Below are 18908 nucleotides of genomic sequence, written 5' to 3'. Positions count from 1 at the left end.
GACGCCTACGCCCAGTGGGAGAAGCAGGCCACCGACCTCGTCAACCAGCACTGGACCAAGTAAGCACACACGTGAAGGCCGGCACCCGAGAACGGGTGCCGGCCTTCACGCGTCAAGGGGCCAGGACGAACGTCCACGTGGTGGTGGTCGTGCTGGCCGCCGCACCCGTCGCGGCGAGGCCGCCGTAGATGCCCGCCGGAACGCTGCTCGCCGAGTCGGCCAGCAGGGCGGTCACCCTACCGCCACCGGTCTGCGAACTGTTGCTGCGGACCGTGACCCCGGCCGGCGGGGTGAGTGCGGTGGAGGCCGCGTCACCGTGCACCCAGTACGACACGGCCCAGCTCTGCGCGGTGGTCACCGGCGCGTACGGCGTGATCCGGGTGGCGGTGCTGGCCGGGTCGGTGGCCCGGCTGAACGCCGGCGCGCCCGGCGCGACGCCCCGGTACGCGGCCAGCACCAGGTTGCCCTTCGCCTGGCTGTCCAGCGCCACCTGCACCGCCGTACCCGCGTCGCCGGCGGTTGCGGTCTTCCACCAGGCGGTGGTGGTCGCGTAGCCGCCGTCGAGGCGGTCGAGGCGGTTCCACCCGGTCACCCCGGTCGGCTCCCCGGTGCCGGTGTGGGTGTTCTGACTGAGCAGGAGCAGCAGCTTGTCGCCGGGTTGCACGGTCGCCGGGACGGTCACCGTGTGGCTGGTCCAGTTGGCGTTCGCGGTGGCCTGCCCGACGAAGGTGATCCGTTCCGGCACCGGCGCGACGGTGACGTCCACGGTCGCGGTGCCGGTCGCGCCGCGGTCGTCGGTGACCGTCAGCGTGACCGGGTAGGTGCCGGCCGCAGCGTACGTGTGGGAGGTGGTCGGCACCGAGACGGTGCCGGCGGTGGATCCGTCGCCGAAGTCCCAGCGGTGGTCCTGGATCGCGCCGTCGGCGTCGGTGGAACCGGCGGCGGAGAACGTGCACACCAGCCCGGCGCAGGTCGGCGCCAGGTCGGCCACCGGCGCCTGGTTGGCCGGGCCGCCCGAACCCTTCAGGATCTTCACGTAGTCGATGTCGCCGGCGAAGTAGTCGCAGGTGACCTTCTTGCCGTCACACTGGCTCTTGCCGCCGACGGAGATCTGCCAGGAGTTGGCGATGGTGCCGGTCGGCCCGTTCAGCCGGCTGGTCCGCACCCCGTCGACGTACATCTCCACGTAGGCCGACGTGCGGTTGCAGGTCACCGTGTGCCACTGCCCGTCGGAGATCGCCACGTCGGTGTAGCCGGTGCGGGAGGCGCCGTCGCCGCCGCGGAACAGGCATCGCGGCTTGCCGCTCGGCGCCTCGAACTTCCAGTAGCCGCCGGCCGCGTCGCCCTGTCCCTTCTGGAGGATGTTGCCGAACGAGTACGTGGTCCGGTAGCGGATGGTCACCGAGAAGTCGCCGGCGTCGGGGTTGAAGTCGGTGCTGTGCGGCACCAGGTCCACGTGGCCCGGCACGGCCTGTTCCTCGGTGGGCAGGTGGGTGGCGAAGCGGTGCCCGGTGGCGCCGGCGTAGAGCGCGCCGGTGACGACCTCCCCGCCGACCGTGCCGTGCCGACCGCTGCCGCTGCTGTCCCTGAGCACTGTCGACGAGGCCGGCTCGTCCATGCTCCAGAACGCCACGGTCCGCGTCGCGGTGGCCTGCGCGGGGGCGGCTCCCACCGTCACCCCGGCCGCCGCGACGACCGCCGCCACCCCCCACCGGGCAGCTACCCGCCGCCATCGTCCCCGCTCGCTCGTCCGCATGTGACCGCCTCCCTGCGTATCGGGCCTCACCCTGACACGCGGCGGTCCACGGCTCCATAACCCGCACGGTGGAGTGGTGGCCGGCTCTCGGTGCCGTGCGGTGACCGATGTGGCCGGTGCCGACACCGGCCGGTGGGAGACGCACGCCGATCCGGCGGCGGAGAAGTGATCTTCGGTGGGCGATACTGGGTTTGAACCAGTGACCTCTTCCGTGTCAAGGAAGCGCGCTCCCACTGCGCCAATCGCCCGGGCAGTTCGCGAGCGGACGACGGGATTCGAACCCGCGACCCTCACCTTGGCAAGGTGATGCGCTACCAGCTGCGCTACGTCCGCGTCGCCGCCGACTCGCGTCGGCGACAGGGCAACTCTACCCGATGCCAAGATCGCCCCACGACAGCCCCCCGCCGGCCGTGATTGCGCTGCTCGTCGCCGGGGTACTGACCGACGCGACAGCACAACCACCCCTTGAAGGAGGCTGTCGTGGGTATCGGTACGAGCATCTTCCTGATCGCGGTCGGCGCGATCCTCACGTTCGCGCTCAACGCCAACGTCGGCGGCGTCGACCTGGACGTCGTCGGCTGGATCCTGATGGCGGCCGGCGTGCTCGGCCTGATCATGACGACGCTGGTCTGGGGCCGGCGCCGCCAGGTGGTCACCACCACCGCCGAGCAGCCGGTGGAGTACCGCCGGGTCGAGGAGCGGCGGGACGTCGCCCCGCCGATGTGATCTCCAGCGGGGGCCGACGGAGCTGATCGGTCCCCGGGAACCGACCCGGACGGGGACGCCACCGCGGCGTCCCCGTCCGCGTACCCGGGTCAGTCCCGCATCAGGGCGTTGATCGTGCCGTAGTCGAGGGCGGCGGTCAGCGCCTCGTAGGTTCCGGCGCCGAACGCCTCCGCCGCCGCCCGGTGGGCCACCGCGTACGCCGCCTCGGCGACCGCCGACCCGAGGCTGACCCGGGCCACCCCGAGCCGCGCCAACTCGGCGACCGGCGGTGCTGTCGGCCCGACCAGCACGTTCAGTGGCGCGGGGATCGCCGCCACCAGCGCCGCCACGGTCGCCGGGTCGACCGTCCCCGGCACGAAGACGCCGTCCGCGCCGGCGGCCAGGTACGCCTCGGCGCGCGCCACCGTCTCCGGCACCCCGCCGGCGCCACGCAGGAAGGTGTCGACGCGCGCGTTGACGTACAGCGGGATGCCGGCGCGGTCGGCGGCGGCCCGGACGGCAGCCAGACGGGTGCACTGCTCGTCGACCGGGCGCAGCGGCCCGTTCCCGTCGTGCCGCGCGTCCTCGACGTTCACCCCGACCGCGCCGGCCGCGAGCACCGCGGTCACGGTCTCGGCCACGTCGTCGGGGGTGTAGCCGAACCCGGACTCGATGTCGGCGGTGACCGGGAGGCGGACCGCTCCGGCGACCACGCGGATCGCGTCGACGGCGGTGTCCCGGGCGAGCGCGTCGCCGTCGGGCGCGCCGCGACTCCAGGCGACGCCGGCGCTGGTGGTGGCGACCGCGCGGGCCCCGGCGGCGGCCACGATCCGGGCGCTCGCCGCGTCCCACGCGTTGACCAGGACCAACGGCTCGCCGGGCACGTGCAGGCTACGGAAGTGCTGGGCTCGGGTGTGCTGTTCGTTCACCCGGTCAGTCTCGGCGTGCGCGGCCGGTCGTCGTAATGTTTCAGTCCTGGCTGAAACGAAGGGGGCGGCGTGGTCGCGATCGGCCTCTCGGCGGGTGCCGTGGCGCGCGTCCGCTTCGCGATGTCCGGCCTCTGGGAGGTCGTGGCCGGCGTCCGGGTGCTCCGCGACCCGGGCCGCCACGCGATCCACCTGCCCTGGGCCGGTCGGGTCCGGCCCCGGCTGGCCGAGGCGGGCCTGCTCGACCCGGAGGCCGGCCTGCTGTGGCCGCTGGTCCCGCCGGCACCGGGATACCTGCCGGACTTCCTCACCCCGCCGCCGGCGGGCCTGGACCCGGACCTGGCCGAGGAGCTGGCCACGCTGCGCGCCACCGCACCGGAGGCGGTCCGTGCCCAACTCGACCTGCTACCGGGGCCCCGACCGGCGGCGCTGGGCGCGCTGTACGCCGACCCGGTCACCGGACTGGCCCGACTGGCCGCCGAGGTCGAGGCGTACTGGCGGTTGGCCGTCGCGCCGGACTGGCCCCGGATCCGGGCGGTGCTCGACGCCGACGTCTTCCACCGGGCCCGCCGGATGGCGGCGGACGGCGCCGCCGGCCTCCTCAACGACCTGCACGAACGGGTCCGCTGGGAGGGTGACGCCCTGCTGGTCAGCCAGCGTCACTGCACGGCGCCGGACGTGCCCGTGGGTGGCGGGCTGGTCCTGGTGCCCTCGGTGTTCGTCTGGCCGTCGGTGCTGAGCATCTCGGCCGGTGACGTTCCCCAGCTCGCCTACCCGGCGCGCGGTGTCGGCACGATCTGGGAGACCCCGGTGGGCGCGCCGGACGCGTTGGGCGCGGTGCTGGGCCGGGGCCGGGCGCGACTGCTGGCGGCGCTCGACGCGCCCCGGTCGACCACGGAACTGTCCCGGCGGACCGGGCTCTCCCCGGCCGGGGTTTCGCAGCACCTCACCGCGCTGCGCGCCGCCGGCCTGGTGGTGACCCGTCGGCAGGGCCGGTCCATGCTGAGCAGCCGGACGGCGGTGGCGGATGCGCTGGTGGTCGCCTCGACCTGATCCGGACGACGAAGAAGGCCGCGTCGTGTGATCGACGCGGCCTTCTTCCGTGGTGGGCGATACTGGGTTTGAACCAGTGACCTCTTCCGTGTCAAGGAAGCGCGCTCCCACTGCGCCAATCGCCCTCGTCATGCGAGGTGGAGACGGGATTTGAACCCGTGTACACGGCTTTGCAGGCCGTTGCCTCGCCTCTCGGCCACTCCACCGAGGTTGCCCCCGACAATGCGTGGCGGCATCTCCGAGCGGACGACGGGATTCGAACCCGCGACCCTCACCTTGGCAAGGTGATGCGCTACCAGCTGCGCTACGTCCGCACGCCCCCGGCGTTTCCCGGTGACGGATGAGAACTTTAGCCGAGCGGAGGAACGGTTGCCAAATCGGATCCCCGTTCGGCGCGTCCGGGTCGGAGCGGTACGCGATCACCCGCAAGCTTCCTAGGAGCCTGGGTGACAGCCTGGGTGGGCCGCCCACAACCGCGCCCACCTGCGGATCCTGGCCGGCAGGCCGAGTGTCCGGCATCCGACTGTCCCACCTCCGACCGGCCGGTCCGGTGACTCCTCGTGGTCATTCGGATGGGTTACCGTAACGGCGTGACGAGACGAGCCGCCGAGATCCGCCTGGATGCGCTGCTGCGCACCGCCTGCGAGGTGATCGCGGAACGAGGGCTCGCCAACACCCGTACCGCCGACGTGGCGGAGGCCGCCGGGGTCAGCCAGGCGCTGGTCTTCTACCACTTCGCCACCAAGGACCGACTGCTCGCGCAGGCCTTCGCGTACGCCGTCGAGCAGGATCTGGCCCGCCTCGACGCGGTGCTCCGCTCCTCCGCCCCGCCGCTGGCCAAGCTGCGCCGGATGCTCCGCCTCTACGCGCCGACCGGCCGGTCCACCTCGTGGTCGATGTGGATCGACGGCTGGGCCGAGTCGCTGCGTACCCCGGAGCTGGAGAAGCTCTCCCGCCGCCTGGACCTGCGCTGGCGGCAGGACCTGGCGGCGGTGATCGCCGACGGCGTCGCCGACGGCACGTTCGCCTGCCCCGACCCGGCCGGCGCCGCCTGGCGGATCAGCGCCGTGATGGACGGCCTGGCGGTGCAGCTCGCGGTGCACGAGCGGGTGATCACCCGGCGGCAGATCGCCGAGTGGGTCCGCCTGGTCGCGGCCCGGGAGCTGAGCCTGGAGCCGAGCCAGCTCGACTGAGCCGACGGGCGACCCGGGCCCGGGCCGGCGGGTGGACGTTCGCCGCGGCCAGGTCACCCCGATAGTGGGCCAGCACCCGGTGGTCCATCAGCCGGTGCCAGAGCGGGGGCACCAGCGCGGCGACCACCATGGTGGCGTAGCCGGCCGGCAACTGCGGCGAGGCGTCGAAGCTGCGCAGCGTCTGGTAGCGGCGCAGCGGGTTGGCGTGGTGGTCGCTGTGTCGCTGGAGCTGGAAGAGGAAGACGTTGGTGACGGTCCGGTCGCTGTTCCAGCTGTGCCGCGGGTCGACCTTCTCGTAGCGGCCGGCCGCGGTCCGCTGCCGCGCCAGGCCGTAGTGCTCCAGATAGTTGACCGCCTCCAGCAGGGAGAAGCCGACCACCGCCTGGAGGACGAGGAAGACCAGCACGCCCGGGCCGAACGCCACCGCCAGCACGGCGTAGAGCGCGACGGTCATCGCCCAGGCGTTGAGCACCTCGTTACGCCAGGTCCACGGGCTGCGCCCGCGTAGCCGGAACCGGGCGGTCTCCAGCCGCCAGGCCGAGCGCAGGCTGCCGGCGACCGTGCGCGGCCAGAACGCCCAGAACGTCTCGCCGAGCCGCGAGCTGGCCGGATCCTCCGGGGTGGCGACACGGGTGTGGTGACCCCGGTTGTGCTCGACGAAGAAATGCCCGTACCCGGTCGGCGCCAGCGCGATCTTGGACAGCCACCGCTCCGCCCGCTCCCGCTTGTGCCCCAACTCGTGGGCGGTGTTGATGGCGATGCCGTCCACCACCCCGACGGTGGCGACCAGACCGGCGGCGGCCGGCCAGGAGAGCCGACCGCCGGCCCAGACCGCGCAGCACAGCACCAGTGCGCCGTACTGGGCCGGCAGGTAGAGGTAGGTGAGCCAGCGGTAGTAGCCGTCGGCCTGCAACGCCGGCACCGCCTCGTCGGGCGGGTTCTCCCGGTCGTCGCCGATCCACAGGTCGATCAGCGGGATGAGGCCGAAGACCACCGCCGGGGTGAGCCACCAGGCCCAGCCCGAGCCGGTGCCGTGCCAGACCGACCAGGCCAGGAACGGCAGCGCCGGCACGAGCAGGGCGAGGGGCCAGAGCGGCTTGCGGGTGTCCCGCCACGGAACGGTGTCGGTAGGCATCGTCGGACTCCGATCGGTTGCTCCTGGACCGACTGTCCCAGCCGGAGAGCGTTTTTACAAGACCGGAGTTTTTGTAAAGCGGGTGTCAGCGCCACCGCCGCCGGACGGTCCGCCGCCGCTCGAACGTCGGCGCCGACTCCTCCGCCGGCTCACCGGCGGGACGCAGCAGGCGTCGCATCCGCAGCAGCAGCCCGGCGCCGAGGAAGAGCAGCAGGCCACCGAGCAGGAAGGCGGCCTGCGCCATGCCGAAACCGCCGGTCTCGGCGACCGGCCGCCCGGCCGCGCCGGGCGGCGGCAACTCCGCCGCCGCCGGGTCCGTCGGCTCGTCCGCCGCCGACTCCTCGACGGTCGGCTCCTCGCTGGGCGGGTCGGTCGGCTCGGCGCTCGTCGGTGTCGGCTCCGGCGTCGGCTCGGCCGCCTCCCCCACCACCTGACGTGACGCGGTCCGCCGGGCCAGCAGCCGCAACTGCGGGTCGTACGCCTCGGCGGCGATGCTCACCCGACCGCGCCCGACGTCCTCGGCGAACGCCACCCGGTACTGCGCCGTCACGGTGCGCCCCGGGCAGAGCACGCCCGGATCCAGTTCCCGGTCGGTCAGCCGCGCGGTGTCCCCCTCGGTCCGGATCTCCAGCGGGAACGAGCCGGTCTCCTCCACCCGGTCCACCTTGACCTGGTCCAACCGCAGGCCCTGCACCCGCAACAGCATCGACCAGCGCACCTTGACGCAGTCGTTGCCGTTGGCGCGATCCGACCGGGACACCACCGCGGAGAGCGTCTCCACGCGGTCGCCACCGGTGAACTCGTCCGGCAGGCCGCTCAACTCCGTGGAGAAGGCGGCCGCCGCCCGCGCCGGCGCCGCCCCGCCGTACCCGGCGCCGGCCAGACAGGTCAGCACCAGCCCCATCCGTAGCGCGTGCCGCCACCCGCTCACCACGCCTCCTCGCCTCGGTCGTGTCCACCCGCAACGCTAGGAGCGCGCCGCCCGCCCCGGTAGACGGGCGTGTTCGCACCCAACGTCAACATCGGGGGGTGGTTTCACCGACCGTGGTGAACCGGTCACCGCCGCCCGCCGACACGCCCGGGCTCGGCCGTCAGACACAATCAGCGGGTGTCCGAGCTGTCCGCCGCGTTCGTCCGGCTGCACGCCCGCCTCGCCCCGGTCGCGTTCGTCCCCGAGGTGCGGCTGCACCAGGCCGACGAGCCGATCGGCCTCTGGGAGCTGACCGAGGGCGAGTTCCGCAGCTCCCAGCCGCCGCCGTTCTGGGCCTTCGCCTGGGCCGGCGGGCAGGCGCTCGCCCGTCACGTGACCGACCACCCGGAGGTGGTCGCCGGCCGTCGGGTGCTCGACCTGGCCTCCGGCTCCGGCCTGGTGGCCATCGCCGCGGCCCGGGCCGGCGCGACCGCCGTCCGGGCCGTCGAGGTGGACGAGCGGGCCGTCGCGGCGGTCGCGCTCAACGCCGAGGCCAACGGGGTACGCGTCGACGCCGAACTCGGCGACGTCCTCGACGCCGACGCCGGGGACGCCGAGGTGGTGCTGGCCGGCGACGTCTTCTACAGCGAGGCGATGGCCCGGCGGATGCTGCGCTTCCTGCTGCGGGCCGCCCGCTCCGGCGCGCGGGTGCTGGTGGGCGACCCGGACCGGGCGTTCCTGCCCCGCGAGCGCTTCCACGCGCTGGCGACCTACGACGTGCCGGTGTCCGAGGCGCTGGAGAGCGTCCGGGTGAAGCGCACCACCGTCTGGGAGCTGGACCCGAACCCACCCGGCACCCGCCGCCGCGGTCAGTAGGGTCCCGTTCCTCTACCGGAGGCGTTAAGAAGGGGCCCCGCCTTACCAAAGTGGGGGTGGGTGAGTGGCTTTCGGCGGCGGTGGCCCGCCCCCGGCGCCGCCTAGCGTCGGCGCATGATCACACTTCGTGGGTTGACGAAACGGTTCGGCGGGGTGACAGCGGTCGACGACCTGACCGTCGAGATCCGCCCCGGCCAGGTGACCGGGTTCCTCGGCCCGAACGGCGCCGGCAAGTCCACCACCATGCGGATGGTGCTCGGCCTGGACCGGCCCACCGCCGGTTCGGCCCTGGTCAACGGCCGGGACTACCGCACCCTGCGCCACCCGCTGTACGAGGTCGGCGCGCTGCTCGACGCCACCGGCGTGCACCCGGCCCGCTCCGGCGCGGCGCACCTGCGGGCGATGGCGCGCAGCAACGGCGTACCGGCCCGGCGGGTGGCCGAGGTGCTCGACCTGGTCGGCCTGGACACACGTGCCGCCGGCAAGCCGGGCCGGGCGCTGTCGCTGGGCATGGGGCAGCGGCTCGGCATCGCCGGCGCGCTGCTCGGCGACCCGCGGGTGCTGCTGCTCGACGAGCCGGTCAACGGGCTCGACCCGGACGGGGTGCGGTGGATCCGCGGCTTCACCCGCCGGCTCGCCGACGAGGGACGCACGGTGCTGATCTCCAGCCACCTGATGAGCGAGATGCAGCAGACCGCCGACCGGGTGGTGGTGCTCGGCCGCGGCCGGCTGGTGGCCGACGCGCCGCTGGCCGAGCTGATCGCCGCCCGGCCGGCAGCCTCGGTCCGGGTACGCGGGCCCGAGCCGGCCGCGCTCGCCGCGCTCGGTGACCGGCTGGCCGCCGAGGGGGCCACGGTCACCGCCGACGGGGACGGTCTGGCCGTGGCCGGGAGCACCGCCGGCCGGGTCGGCGACCTCGCGTACGAGCTGGGGGTACGGCTGCACGAGCTGACCCCGGTCGCGCCCTCCCTGGAGGAGGCGTTCCTGGAGCTGACCGCCGGCAGCGTCGAGTTCGCCGCCGGCCCGACCGGAGGTGGCACCCGATGACCACGTCGTCCACGCTGGACCGGTCCCGGCCGGCGTCCCGGCCCGCGCCCGCCGGCCACCCGCTCGCCGGCGCGGTGGCCGCCGAGTGGACCAAGCTCTGGTCGGTGCGCTCCACCTGGTGGACGCTCCTCGCGGCGCTGGTCACCATGGCGGCCACCGCCGCCCAGCTCGCCATCTACGCGGTGAACGCCAACACCGACGACGACCCGACCGTGAACCCGGGCGTGCTCGACGTCGGCGACGTGGTGGCCGGCTCGCTGGAGCTGACCCAGTTCGTGGTGATCGGCCTCGGCCTGTTCGCCATCACCAGCGAGTTCGCCACCGGCACCATCCGTACCACGCTGCGCTGCACCCCGTCGCGGAGCCGGGTGCTCGCGGCCAAGGCGACAGTGGTCGGCGCGGTGACGTTCGGAGTCGGGCTGCTGCTCGGCGCCGTCGGCGCGGGGGTGGCCCGGCCGGTGCTGGGCGAATGGGGGCGGGCGCCGCTCGGCGCGACGGTGGCCGACGTGCTCGCCTGCGCCGCGTACCTGGCGCTGGTGGGCGTGCTGGCGCTCGGGCTGGCCGCGGCGCTGCGCGGCCCGGTGCTGACGTTGACGGTGCTCCTCGCGCTGCTCTACATCGTGCCGCTGTCGTTGCAGGAGCCGGACATCACCGTGCTCACCCGGATCGCGGACGCCTTTCCCGGTGTCGCCGGCACCCACTTCCTGGCCGGCGACACCGCGCCCTACCCGGCGGCGGTGGGGCTGCTGCTGCTCGCCGGCTGGACCGGCGCCGCGCTGACTCTCGGCCGGTGGGCGCTGGCCCGGCGCGACGCCTGACCGGCCGGGCGGGGCTGGTCAGCCGGCGGGCGGGACCAGCCCCGCCTCGTACGCGAGGATCGCCGCCTGCACCCGGTTGCGCACGTCCAGCCGGGTGAAGACGCTGGTCAGGTAGCTCTTCACGGTGCCCTCGACCAGGTGCAGCCGGCGGGCGATCTCGGCGTTGGACAGGCCGGCCCCGACCAGCGCGAGCACCTCGCGCTCCCGATCGGTCAACCCGGCCAGCCGGTCCCGCGCGGACGGGCCCCGGGCGAGCCGCCCGCCGCTCAGCTCGATCACCCGGCGGGCCACCCGGGGCGACAGGTACGCCCCGCCGTCGGCCACCGCGCGCACCCCTGCCAGCAGTTCCCTCGGGTCACCGGACTTCAGCAGGAAGCCGGCGGCGCCGTGGCCGAGCGCGCGGGCGATCAGGTCGTCGTCGCCGAACGTGGTGAGCATGACCGGGGCGGTCTCCGGCACCAGGCGGCGGATCTGCGCCGCCGCGTCGAGCCCGTCACAGCGGGGCATCCGGATGTCGAGCAGCGCCACCCGGGGCCGGTGCGCGCGCACGAGTTCCACCGCGGCGTGGCCGTCGCCTGCCTCGCCGACCACCTCGATGCCCGGGTCGGCGGCGAGGATCGCCCGCACCCCGGCGCGCACCATCGCCTCGTCGTCGGCGAGCACCACCCGCAGTGGGCGCCCGTGGTCGTCGGTCATGACGCGATCCGCTCCTTGCTGACCAGTTTCCCGTCGCGGAAGCAGAGCCGCCAGGTCGGCTCCGCGAACGGGAAGTTGCCGTCGGTGTAGAACTCGCAGCCCGGGGCCGCGCCGGTGGCGGGCGGGTCGGCCTGCCGGCGGGGTAACCCGAGCGCGTCGCGCTGCTCGCCCAGCCGCAGCCGGTCGTAGCCGGGTCGGTCCAGCACCGCGCCGGCCGTGGCGAGCGGGTAGTAGACCAGCGCGAGCGCCAGCGCCAGCCCGGCCGGCGCGCCGAACGCCACGAGCAGGCTGCGCCGCGCCCGCCGCCGGGCCTCCCGCAGCCGCCGCGCCTCGACGCCGGACCGCCCGCCGTCGTCCGACCCGCCGTCATACGGGTAGTCGTCGCGCGGGTAGTCGTCGCGCGGGTAGTCGTCGCGCGGCCCGGTGCCGGGCCGCCAACCGTCGCGCGGGGGGCCGAGGCCGGCGACGGGCACCGGGTCGACGCCGGGTCGGACCCCGCCCGGCCGACGGCCGTCGGTCGGGGTGGCCGACCCGCCCCCGGGCAGCGGAAGGCGGGCGGTGACCGCCCAACCGCCGTCGCACCGGCCGGCGTCCAGGACACCGCCGGCGAGGCGTACCCGCTCGCGCAGCGCCAGCAGGCCGGAGCCGTGCGACGCCGGCCCGGGCAGCGGCCCGGCCGGGGCCGGCGGGTTGACCACCGCGACCGTGACCGCGTCGGCGTCGCGCGCCACGGTGACCGTGACCGGAACGTCCGGCGCGTACCGGGCGGCGTTGGTCAGCGCCTCCCGGACCACCTGGTGCACGGCATGCGCGACCAGCGGCGGCAGGCCCGCGTCGGCGGCCGCGTCGCCGGTCAGGTGCACGGTCATCCCGGCGTCGCGGGCACCGTCGACCAGGTCGGCGACCGACTCGCCGGGCGGGCGCCGGGCGCGCTCCTCGCGCAGCACCCCGATCACCTCGTGCAGCCGCTCGGTGGCGGCGGCGACGCTGGCCCGCAGCTCCCCCGCCGCCGCCCGGTGCGCCGACGACAGCCCGGTCGCCAACTCCAGCGCGCCCGCCCGCAACGCGATGAGGCTCAGGTCGTGGCCGAGCGAGTCGTGCATGTCCTGGGCGATGCGGGCCCGCTCGCGCAGGCGTACCCGTTCCGCCTCGCTCCGCCGCTCCTGCGCGGCGTGCCGTCGCCCGGCCGTGGCAAGCGCCCGGTGCTGGCGCCGCAGCCGGCCCAGCAGCCAGGGGAACACGCCGGCGAAGAGCAGCACCGAGGCGAGCTGGAACCAGGTGGCCGGCTCGGTGCCGAGCAGGCCGAGGTTGAGCACGGTGCCGGTCACCGCGATGGCGGCGAACACTGCCGCCGCCGGGGCGGCGCGGGCGCTGCGCAGCCCGGCCAGGTAGCCGAGGACCGGAATGGCGAACACCACGTTGCCGTCGACGAGCGAGCCGGCCACCACCGCCGACACCGCCGCGAGCGGCCACCGGCGGCTCACCGCCACCGCCAGGCCGAGCAACGCCAGCACGCCGACCAGCAGCGGCATCTCGTGCGACCGCCACGGCGGGGTGAGCCGGGCGTACGTCACCGGCGTCGCGAGCACGGCCCAGAGCAGCAGGTCACCGGCCCGGCGGCGGGCTGTCGGGGACAGCGGGCGCAGTTCCACGGCGGTCACGCTACCCACGCCGGCCGGGGCCGGACACCGACGAAGGTCAGGTGCTCAGCACGCCCTGGCGGCGGAAGGCGGTGTTAAAAGGGGCCCCCGCCTATACCGAATGCGTTAAGAAGGGGCCCCGCCTTACCGCTCAGCCGCTCTCCTCGGCCCAGGCCCGCCAGTCGTCGAGCACGCCGTAGAGCGCGGGGGTGAGCCAGCCGGGCGCGGAGCGGCGGAACACGCCCGGGTCCATCCCGCCGGCGCCGGCCGGCAGCGCGCCGAGCAGGTTCGGCACCAGCTCGGACAGGTTGAGCCAGTGCACCAGTTCCGCCTCGGCCGGCCAGGCGCCGATCACCACGCCGGCCGGTACGGCCCGCCGCTCCAGCGCCTCCAGCGTCAACGCGGTGTGGTTGAGCGTGCCCAGCCCGGCCCGCGCCACCACCACGGCCGGCGCGCCCAGCGACACGGCCAGGTCGGCCACCGTCCAGGGCTCGCCGGACGGGCGCAGCCCCATCGGTACGAGCAGCCCGCCGGCGCCCTCGACCAGCACCAGGTCGTGCTTGTCGGCTTCCTCGCGGATCGCGTCGACGGCGCTGTAGAGCTCCAGCGGCGGCAGCTCGGCGACCCGGGCCGCGGCCAGCGGGGCGAGCGGGTCCGGATAGCTGGCCAGGGTGCGGCCGGTGAGCGGGGCGGCCAGCCGGTTCACCGAGTCGACGTCGCCGGGCTCGCCGGTGGCCGTACCGGTCTGGCCCGGCTTGACCACCGCGACCCGCAGGCCGGCCGCCTGCGCGGCGGCGGCGATCGCGGCGGTCACCACGGTCTTGCCGACCTCGGTGTCGGTGCCGGTCACCAGCACCGCTCCGGTCCAGCCGTCACTCACGGCATGACCTCCGTTCGCGACTGCGGGGCTCGCAGACCCGGCTCACTCCTCGCGCTCACGGCGCCACCTCGGTTCGCGACTGCGGGGCTCGCAGACCCGGCTCACTCCTCGCGCTCACGGCGCCACCCTGGTTCGCGACTGCGGGGCTCGCAGACCCGGCTCACTCCTCGCGCTCACGGCGCCACCTCCCGCGCACACTCCACGATCACGTCCAGCGCCCGGTCGAAGGCGGCCCGGTCCACCCCGGCGCCGACGGTCAGCCGCAGCCGGGAACGGCCGTCGGGCGTGGACGGCGGGCGGAAGCAGCCGACCGCCACGCCCCGCTCGCGGCAGGCGGTCGCCCAGGCGGTCGCCGCCTCCGGGCCGGGCGCGGTCACCGAGACCACCGCCGCGTCGGGGGCGGAGACGGACAGCCCGGCCGCGCCGAGCCGGCGCACCGCGAGCGCCACCCGGTCGGCCAGCTCGGCGCGCACCGCGTCGCCGGCCCGGGCCAGCCGCACCGCGGCGTGCACCCCGGCCACCACCGCCGGCGGCGGCGCGGTGTCGAAGATGAACGTGCGGCCGGTCTCCACCAGGTGCCGGACGAACTCCGCCGGCCCGGCCACCACCCCGCCGGCCCCGCCGAGCGCCTTGGACAGGGTCGCGGTGACCACCACGTCGGGCTCGCCGGCCAGCCCGGCGGCGGCCACCCCGCCGGCCCCGGCCGGGCCAGTGACGCCGAGCGCGTGCGCGTCGTCGACGAGCAGCAGCGCGCCGTGCCGGCGGGCCACCGCGTGCAGCTCGGCGAGCGGGGCCAGGTCGCCGTCGACGGAGAAGACCGACTCGGTCACCACCACGGCGGGGCGGCCCGGCGCGGCGGCCAGCGCGGCGGCCACCGCGGCCACGTCGCCGTGCGGCGTGACAAGCGTCTCGGCGCGCGAGATCCGGCAGCCGTCGATCAGCGAGGCGTGGTTGTGCGCGTCGGAGACGAGCAGCGTACGCGGCTGGGCCAGACCTCGGACCGCGGCGAGGTTGGCCAGGTAGCCGGAGGAGAAGACCAGCGCCCGGTCGACGCCGAGCCAGTCGGCCAGCTCGTCCTCGAGCGCGTGGTGCAGGTCGGTGGAGCCGCGCACCAGGCGCGACCCGGTGGCGCCCAGCCCGTACCGGGACAGGGCCTCGGTGGCGGCGGCGGTGACCGCCGGGTGGGCGGCCAGGCCGAGGTAGTCGTTGCCGGCCAGGTCGACCACGGCGTCGTCGGCGGCGCGCGGGCGCAGCGTGCGGGTCAGGCCCGCCTCGGCGCGCAGTTCGGCGCCGCGGTCCAGGGCCGCCAGCCAGTCCGCCACCGCGCCGTCCCCTCCCACCGAACCTCTCGCCCGCCCGGGCGCTTCCGCGGGGCGAAGTTACCACCCGGCCACGCCGCCCCGGCGTGGCGCGGTGCCGGCTCGCCGGGTTAGGTTACGGCCATGCCAGAGATCCTCGACCAGGCCCGGACCCGGGTGCTGGAGAACGGCGTCGGCCTCGACGAAGCGGGCATCCTCGCCGTGCTGAACCTGCCGGACGAGCACCTGCCCGCCGCCCTCCAGCTCGCCCACGAGGTGCGGATGCGCTGGTGCGGCCCGGAGGTCGAGGTGGAGGGCATCGTCTCGCTGAAGACCGGCGGCTGCCCGGAGGACTGCCACTTCTGCTCCCAGTCCGGCCTGTTCACCTCGCCGGTCCGCTCGGTCTGGCTGGACATCCCGGCGCTGGTCGAGGCCGCGAAGCAGACCGCGGCGACCGGGGCCAGCGAGTTCTGCATCGTGGCCGCCGTGCGCGGCCCGGACGCCCGGCTGATGAAGCAGATGCGCGACGGCGTGGCGGCCATCCGGGAGGCGGTCGACATCCAGGTCGCCGCGTCGCTCGGCATGCTCACCCAGGAGCAGGTCGACGAGCTGGTCGAGATGGGTGTGCACCGCTACAACCACAACCTGGAGACCTGCCGCTCCTACTTCCCGAACGTGGTCACCACGCACTCGTGGGAGGAGCGCTGGGAGACGCTGCGGATGGTCCGCGAGTCCGGTATGGAGGTCTGCTGCGGCGGCATCCTCGGGCTCGGCGAGACGGTGGAGCAGCGGGCCGAGTTCGCCGCGCAGCTCGCCGAACTGGACCCGCACGAGGTGCCGCTGAACTTCCTCAACCCGCGTCCCGGCACCCCGCTGGGTGACCGCCCGGTGGTCGAGGGCAAGGACGCGCTGCGCGCCATCGCCGCGTTCCGGCTGGCCATGCCGCGCACCATCCTGCGATACGCGGGGGGCCGCGAGCTGACCCTCGGTGACCTCGGCACCCGCGACGGCCTGCTCGGTGGCATCAACGCGGTCATCGTCGGCAACTACCTGACCACGCTGGGTCGACCGGCGACCGACGACCTGAAGCTGCTGACCGAGCTGAAGATGCCGGTGAAGGCGCTCTCGGCGACCCTGTGAGGCGATGGTGAGCGAGCTGACCCGACCCGTCGCGCCGGCCGGCGGCGCGGGCCCGACCGGCCGCGTCGTGGCCGCCGACGGCGCCGCGGCCGTGGCGCGCTGGTGCGACAGGTGCGGTGGTTCGGTGGCCGACGGCGCGCACGCGGCGTGCGCGGCGGCCCGGTCGCTGGAGCCGCCGCGCTGGTGCGCGACCTGCCGGCGGCGGATGAAGGTGCAGGTCGTGCCGGCCGGCTGGTCGGCGGTCTGCGTCGAGCACGGCGAGCGGCGGGGCTGAGCGGTGCTGCGGGGACGGGCGGTGACGCTGCGGCCGGCGACGGACGCCGACGTGCCGGCGCTGGCCGCGATCCGGGCCACCCCGGAGGTACGCCGCTGGTGGCGCGGCGACGACGACCTGGCCGAGGCGGTCCGCGCCGACCTGGCCGACGACTCGTTGGCCGTCTACGTGATCGAGCACGACGACCGGCTGGTCGGTGCGATCCAGTGGTATGCCGAGACCGACCCGGACTACCGCCACGCCAGCCTGGACATCTTCCTCGACCCGGCGGCACGCGGCTCGGGTCTGGGCGGGGACGCGATCCGCACGCTGGTCCGGCACCTCGCCGACGAGTACGGCCACCACCGGTTCACCATCGACCCGGCGGCGGCGAACACCGCCGCGATCCGGGCGTACGCGAAGGTGGGGTTCCGCCCGGTGGGCATCATGCGCCGTTACGAGCGCGGCGCGGACGGGCGCTGGCACGACGGCCTGTTGATGGATCTGCTCGCCGAGGACCTGCCCGACTGAGTCGGGCGTGCCCGGCACCGCGGGGTGCCGGGCACGTCCGGTCGGCTAGCGCTGGAGGGTCAGCACACCCGGCCGCCACGGCAGCAGGTTGTAGTCGCCGCCCGCGCTGGGGTTCTTGCCCTGGTACAGCATCTGCAGGTTGCAGGCGTCGACGGTCTTGGTCTGGTCGGGGTTGTTGCGGACCAGGTCACCGTGGCTGATGTCGTTGGTCCACGTCGCGCCGCTGTTGGCCTTGCCGGCGAACGGGTTGCTCTCGGTGGCCGCGTTCGGGGTCCAGGTGCCGCCCAGGCTGGTGGCGGTGAAGGAGCGGAAGTACCGCCCCTGGCTCCCGATCGCCTCGACGAGCATCAGGTACTGGTTCTGGCCCTGCACCTTGTAGACCTCGACGCCCTCGAACAGGTTGTTCGTCGAGTCGGTCATGATCGTCGTGTAGTTCGAGCCGAAGCTGCCCGGGAAGTTCCCGAGCGGCATGCTCGACCGGTAGATCTTGCCGTTGTCCCCGGCGAAGAAGAGGTACATGTTCTGGTCGTCGCCGATGAGGGTCTGGTCGATGACGCCGTAGGGGGCGTCCGGAAGCGTGGCGGTGGAGAGCGTCTGTGCCGCGGACCACCCGTTGGCGTTGGTCGGGTCGCTCGACGTCTTGTAGCTGAACGACGTCGGTCCCCACTGGTACGCCAGCACCCAGATGTTCTTCGGGGCGAAGTAGAGCAGCGTGGGCGCCACGGTGCCCTGGCTCATCCCGGTCTGGCTGGCCGAGGCCATGTCGGACCAGTTGGTGAACAGGCCGAAGTTCATCGAGCCGTACTGTCCGCTGCTGTTGACATTCGACGCGTAGACCAGGTGCTTGCCGTTGTAGACCACGTTGGTGAAGTCCTTGACCGAGACCCAGCCGTTCGCCGGGTTCGCCAGCGCGCCGGTCGACGACCACCGGTAGGTCGACGGGAGGGCGCAGCCGCTCGGCGGCGGCGTCGAGGTCGGCGTGGTGGTCGGCGTCGGGGTCGGCGTGGTGCCGCCGCCGAAGTCGGTCCGCCACTGCTGGTTGGTCTGCCCGTGGCAGTCGTAGAGCTGGATCTGCTGCCCGTTGCCGGTGCCCCAGACGTCGAGGCAGCGGCCGGACTGCACGCCGCTGATGGTGCCGTTGGAGTTGATGTTCCACTGCTGGTTGGACTGGCCGTTGCAGTCCCAGATGATGATCCCGGTGCCGTTGGCGGTGCCCGCGCCGTTCGCGTCGAGGCACTTGCTGCCGTAGACCATCAGCTGCTTGCTCGACGTGTACGTCCACTGCTGGTTCGACTGGCTTTTGCAGTCGTAGAGCTGGACCCGGGTGCCGTTGGTCTGGGTGGCGTTGGGCACGTCGACGCACCGGCCCGACTGCACCCCGACGATCCGGCCGGCGCCGCCGGACGGCGGCGGCGTGGTCGGCCCGGAGGTCGGGGTCGAGGTCGGGGTGCCGGTCGGCCCGGGGCCGGCGGCGTTGAGGGCGTTGAGGACCGAGGTGTACGCGGCCTTCTTGTTGCCGCCGCCGTCGAACAGCAGCGGGCTCTCACCCGAGCGCCAGGAGTCGCTGTCGCGCACGCCCCACACGGTGATGCCGATGCAGCGCGGCACGTTCATGCAGGCCTGGGTGAGCCCGGCGTACTGGCTGGTGGAGGCGTTGGTGACGTCCGCCTCGGTGAGCGCCACGTCGACGCCGAGGGCGGCGAAGCTGGACAGCGTGGTCTGGAAGTTGCTCGGCAGCGAGCTGCCGCCGGTGAAGTGGGTCTGCAGGCCGACGCAGTCGATCGGCACGCCCCGGGACTTGAAGTCCTGGATCATCCGGTAGACGCCCTGCGTCTTGCCGTACGACCAGTTCTCGATGTTGTAGTCGTTGTAGCAGAGCTTGGTCGACGGGTCGGCGGCCCGCGCGGTGCGGAACGCCACCTCGATCCAGTCGTTGCCGGTGCCCTGCAGGTTCGAGTTACGGCGGCTGCCGTCCTCGTTGAACGCCTCGTTGACCACGTCCCACGCGGCGAGCTTGCCCTTGTAGTGGGCCATCACCCCGTTGATGTGGT

Annotated in this window: 18 protein-coding genes and 5 tRNA genes; 9 read left to right on the top strand and 14 right to left on the bottom strand. The window is 74.3% G+C overall.

Annotation, left to right across the window (positions count from 1 at the left end; all coding sequences use genetic code 11):
- Window positions 1–112: 112 nt before the first annotated feature.
- From GA0070213_RS21615 to GA0070213_RS21605, 3 genes are all read right to left on the bottom strand, one after another.
- Window positions 113–1756, bottom strand: a complete 1644-nt coding sequence (locus tag GA0070213_RS21615) for a PKD domain-containing protein (protein ID WP_091067751.1) — start codon at window positions 1754–1756, stop codon at window positions 113–115.
- Between the two features lie 176 nt (window positions 1757–1932).
- Window positions 1933–2004: transfer RNA gene (locus GA0070213_RS21610), tRNA-Val, on the bottom strand.
- 12 nt (window positions 2005–2016) lie between these two features.
- A tRNA-Gly gene (locus tag GA0070213_RS21605) sits at window positions 2017–2089 on the bottom strand.
- Window positions 2090–2236: 147 nt separating this feature from the next.
- On the opposite strand from GA0070213_RS21605, the gene GA0070213_RS21600 reads away from it, so the two are divergent.
- Window positions 2237–2482 carry a DUF6458 family protein gene (locus GA0070213_RS21600; RefSeq protein WP_091067747.1) on the top strand — a complete coding sequence of 82 codons (246 nt, stop codon included), beginning with the start codon at window positions 2237–2239 and terminating at the stop codon, window positions 2480–2482.
- A gap of 89 nt (window positions 2483–2571) precedes the next feature.
- On the opposite strand, the gene GA0070213_RS21595 is transcribed toward GA0070213_RS21600, so the two are convergent.
- Window positions 2572–3390: an isocitrate lyase/PEP mutase family protein gene (locus GA0070213_RS21595; protein WP_091067744.1), complete on the bottom strand. Its 819-nt coding sequence runs from the start codon at window positions 3388–3390 to the stop codon at window positions 2572–2574.
- A gap of 69 nt (window positions 3391–3459) precedes the next feature.
- On the opposite strand from GA0070213_RS21595, the gene GA0070213_RS21590 reads away from it, so the two are divergent.
- Complete coding sequence (locus tag GA0070213_RS21590) at window positions 3460–4440, top strand: ArsR/SmtB family transcription factor (protein WP_217628643.1); 981 nt, start codon at window positions 3460–3462, stop codon at window positions 4438–4440.
- A 50-nt stretch (window positions 4441–4490) separates the two neighbouring features.
- Here the strand turns inward: GA0070213_RS21590 and GA0070213_RS21585 are convergent.
- The 3 genes from GA0070213_RS21585 to GA0070213_RS21575 all read right to left on the bottom strand — a co-directional run bounded on the left by GA0070213_RS21585 (window position 4491) and on the right by GA0070213_RS21575 (window position 4754).
- Window positions 4491–4565: transfer RNA gene (locus tag GA0070213_RS21585), tRNA-Val, on the bottom strand.
- Between the two features lie 10 nt (window positions 4566–4575).
- Window positions 4576–4646 (bottom strand) — tRNA-Cys (locus tag GA0070213_RS21580).
- Between the two features lie 35 nt (window positions 4647–4681).
- Window positions 4682–4754 (bottom strand) — tRNA-Gly (locus GA0070213_RS21575).
- A 276-nt stretch (window positions 4755–5030) separates the two neighbouring features.
- Between GA0070213_RS21575 and GA0070213_RS21570 the strand changes: the two genes are divergently transcribed.
- A complete protein-coding gene (locus GA0070213_RS21570; RefSeq protein ID WP_091068433.1) occupies window positions 5031–5633 on the top strand; it encodes a TetR/AcrR family transcriptional regulator in 603 nt (200 codons plus the stop codon).
- Here GA0070213_RS21570 and GA0070213_RS21565 read toward each other — a convergent pair.
- Together GA0070213_RS21565 and GA0070213_RS21560 are read right to left on the bottom strand one after the other, a co-directional pair.
- Entirely contained in the window at window positions 5554–6768 is a 1215-nt protein-coding gene (locus tag GA0070213_RS21565; RefSeq protein ID WP_091067740.1) for an alkane 1-monooxygenase, read from the bottom strand. The genes GA0070213_RS21570 and GA0070213_RS21565 overlap by 80 nt on opposite strands.
- Before the next feature lie 85 nt (window positions 6769–6853).
- A complete protein-coding gene (locus tag GA0070213_RS21560; protein WP_245716497.1) occupies window positions 6854–7699 on the bottom strand; it encodes a hypothetical protein in 846 nt (281 codons plus the stop codon).
- Window positions 7700–7876: 177 nt separating this feature from the next.
- Here GA0070213_RS21560 and GA0070213_RS21555 point away from each other — a divergent pair, with 177 nt between their 5' ends.
- The 3 genes from GA0070213_RS21555 to GA0070213_RS21545 all read left to right on the top strand — a co-directional run bounded on the left by GA0070213_RS21555 (window position 7877) and on the right by GA0070213_RS21545 (window position 10419).
- On the top strand, window positions 7877–8554 hold the full coding sequence (locus GA0070213_RS21555) for a class I SAM-dependent methyltransferase (protein ID WP_091067736.1): 678 nt from the start codon (window positions 7877–7879) through the stop codon (window positions 8552–8554).
- A gap of 114 nt (window positions 8555–8668) precedes the next feature.
- Entirely contained in the window at window positions 8669–9601 is a 933-nt protein-coding gene (locus GA0070213_RS21550) for an ABC transporter ATP-binding protein (protein ID WP_091067732.1), read from the top strand.
- Window positions 9598–10419, top strand: a complete 822-nt coding sequence (locus GA0070213_RS21545; protein ID WP_091067729.1) for an ABC transporter permease — start codon at window positions 9598–9600, stop codon at window positions 10417–10419. Before GA0070213_RS21550 ends, GA0070213_RS21545 begins: the two co-directional genes overlap by 4 nt.
- An 18-nt stretch (window positions 10420–10437) precedes the next feature.
- Here GA0070213_RS21545 and GA0070213_RS21540 read toward each other — a convergent pair whose 3' ends face one another.
- The 4 genes from GA0070213_RS21540 to GA0070213_RS21525 all read right to left on the bottom strand — a co-directional run bounded on the left by GA0070213_RS21540 (window position 10438) and on the right by GA0070213_RS21525 (window position 14957).
- Window positions 10438–11115: a response regulator gene (locus GA0070213_RS21540; RefSeq protein ID WP_091067725.1), complete on the bottom strand. Its 678-nt coding sequence runs from the start codon at window positions 11113–11115 to the stop codon at window positions 10438–10440.
- Window positions 11112–12776 (bottom strand): sensor histidine kinase, encoded by a 1665-nt coding sequence (locus tag GA0070213_RS21535; RefSeq protein ID WP_245716496.1) that lies wholly within the window; start codon window positions 12774–12776, stop codon window positions 11112–11114. The genes GA0070213_RS21540 and GA0070213_RS21535 overlap by 4 nt, the downstream gene beginning before the upstream one ends.
- A 130-nt stretch (window positions 12777–12906) precedes the next feature.
- Window positions 12907–13611, bottom strand: coding sequence for a dethiobiotin synthase (bioD, locus tag GA0070213_RS21530; RefSeq protein WP_091068426.1), 705 nt, complete (start codon window positions 13609–13611; stop codon window positions 12907–12909).
- Between the two features lie 197 nt (window positions 13612–13808).
- Window positions 13809–14957 carry an 8-amino-7-oxononanoate synthase gene (locus GA0070213_RS21525; RefSeq protein ID WP_091067721.1) on the bottom strand — a complete coding sequence of 383 codons (1149 nt, stop codon included), beginning with the start codon at window positions 14955–14957 and terminating at the stop codon, window positions 13809–13811.
- A 120-nt stretch (window positions 14958–15077) separates the two neighbouring features.
- On the opposite strand from GA0070213_RS21525, the gene bioB reads away from it, so the two are divergent.
- The 3 genes from bioB to GA0070213_RS21510 are packed head-to-tail and all read left to right on the top strand — an operon-like array spanning window position 15078 to window position 16857.
- Window positions 15078–16073, top strand: a complete 996-nt coding sequence (gene bioB / locus GA0070213_RS21520; RefSeq protein WP_091067717.1) for a biotin synthase BioB — start codon at window positions 15078–15080, stop codon at window positions 16071–16073.
- Between the two features lie 4 nt (window positions 16074–16077).
- Window positions 16078–16347, top strand: coding sequence for a biotin synthase auxiliary protein BsaP (bsaP, locus tag GA0070213_RS21515; protein ID WP_245716518.1), 270 nt, complete (start codon window positions 16078–16080; stop codon window positions 16345–16347).
- A gap of 3 nt (window positions 16348–16350) precedes the next feature.
- Window positions 16351–16857, top strand: coding sequence for a GNAT family N-acetyltransferase (locus tag GA0070213_RS21510; protein ID WP_091067713.1), 507 nt, complete (start codon window positions 16351–16353; stop codon window positions 16855–16857).
- A 45-nt stretch (window positions 16858–16902) separates the two neighbouring features.
- Here GA0070213_RS21510 and GA0070213_RS21505 read toward each other — a convergent pair.
- Window positions 16903–18908, bottom strand: a 2006-nt coding sequence (locus tag GA0070213_RS21505) for a non-reducing end alpha-L-arabinofuranosidase family hydrolase (protein WP_091067709.1), incomplete at its 5' end; no start/stop codon positions are given.

Origin of the sequence: Micromonospora humi (assembly GCF_900090105.1) — a bacterium.
Classification (GTDB): Bacteria; Actinomycetota; Actinomycetes; order Mycobacteriales; family Micromonosporaceae; genus Micromonospora; species Micromonospora humi.
This window is presented reverse-complemented; position numbering and strand designations above follow the sequence as displayed.